This is a genomic window from Pseudoduganella sp. RAF53_2 (assembly GCF_052113985.1).
In the GTDB taxonomy this organism is placed as follows: Bacteria; Pseudomonadota; Gammaproteobacteria; order Burkholderiales; family Burkholderiaceae_D; genus Rugamonas.
Window position 1 is genome coordinate 1 of sequence record NZ_JBFRDW010000984.1, and the last position, 1,444, is coordinate 1,444.

Consider the following 1,444-nt stretch of genomic DNA (forward strand, 5'->3'; position numbering starts at 1 on the left):
AGAGCTGGAGGCAATCAATGTCTTTGCCACCAACCTGAAAGCCCTGCTGCTGGCGGCGCCGGCCGGCCAGCGCGCCACCATGGGCCTGGACCCGGGCCTGCGCACCGGCGTGAAGGTGGCGGTGGTCGATTCCACCGGCAAGGTTGTGGATACTGCCACCATTTATCCACACCAGCCGCGCAATGACTGGCACGGTGCACTGCACACCTTGTCGCAGCTGGCGGCCAAGCACAATGTGTCCCTGATTTCGATCGGCAACGGCACCGCTTCCCGCGAAACGGACAAGCTGGCGGCTGACCTGATCAAGCAGAATGCAGAACTGAAGCTGACCAAGATCGTGGTGTCCGAGGCGGGCGCTTCGGTGTACTCGGCGTCCGAATACGCTTCGAAAGAGTTGCCGGAGCTGGACGTGTCCTTGCGCGGTGCGGTGTCGATTGCCCGCCGCCTGCAGGACCCGCTGGCCGAGCTGGTGAAGATCGATCCGAAATCCATCGGCGTGGGCCAGTACCAGCACGACGTTTCGCAAACCCAGCTGGCGCGCACCCTGGACGCMGTGGTCGARGATTGCGTGAACGCCGTGGGCGTGGACGTGAATACKGCWTCSGYGSCGCTGCTGGCGCGCRTSTCCGGCCTGTCGTCGAGCGTGGCGCAGAGCATCGTGTCCTACCGCGACCTGAAGGGCGCTTTCGCCTCGCGTGCCGCGCTGGAGAGCGTGCCGCGCCTGGGCGACAAGACCTTTGAGCAAGCGGCGGGCTTCCTGCGCATCAATGGCAGCGAGAATCCGCTGGATGCGTCGGCCGTGCACCCGGAATCGTATCCGGTGGTCGAGAAGATCCTGGCCGATATCAAGAAGGACATCAAGGGCGTGATCGGCGACGGCAAGCTGCTGAAATCGCTGTCCCCGGCCAAGTACGCCGACGAGCAGTTCGGTGTGCCAACCGTGACCGACATCATCAAGGAACTGGAAAAGCCGGGCCGCGATCCGCGTCCGGAATTCACCACCGCCACCTTCAAGGAAGGCGTGGAGGAAATTTCCGACCTGCGTCCGGACATGATCCTGGAAGGCGTGGTGACCAATGTGGCCGCGTTTGGCGCCTTCGTGGACATCGGCGTGCATCAGGACGGCCTGGTGCACATCTCCGCACTGTCGAATACGTTTGTTAAAGACCCGCACACGGTGGTGAAAGCCGGCCAGGTGGTCAAGGTCAAGGTGCTGGAAGTGGACGTGAAGCGCAAGCGCATTGCACTGACCATGCGCCTCACGGACAGCGCACCGGCGGCCGGTTCGCGTCCCGAGCAGCGCAGTGACCGCAACGACCGCCGCGCCATGGGCCAGCAGCAGAAGCAGCAGTCGCGCGAGCCGGCCGTGCAGGGCTCGATGGCAGCCGCCTTCGCCAAGCTGCGCGGCTAAGCAAACTCGGCGGATCGATGATCCGCCCTACGC

At 64.3% G+C, this 1,444-nt stretch carries 1 protein-coding gene; it reads left to right on the forward strand.

What is annotated here, in order from left to right:
• On the forward strand, positions 1-1,411 hold a 1,411-nt coding region (locus tag AB4Z11_RS31650; RefSeq protein ID WP_442030132.1), incomplete at its 5' end, for a helix-hairpin-helix domain-containing protein.
• Positions 1,412-1,444 lie beyond the last annotated feature (33 nt).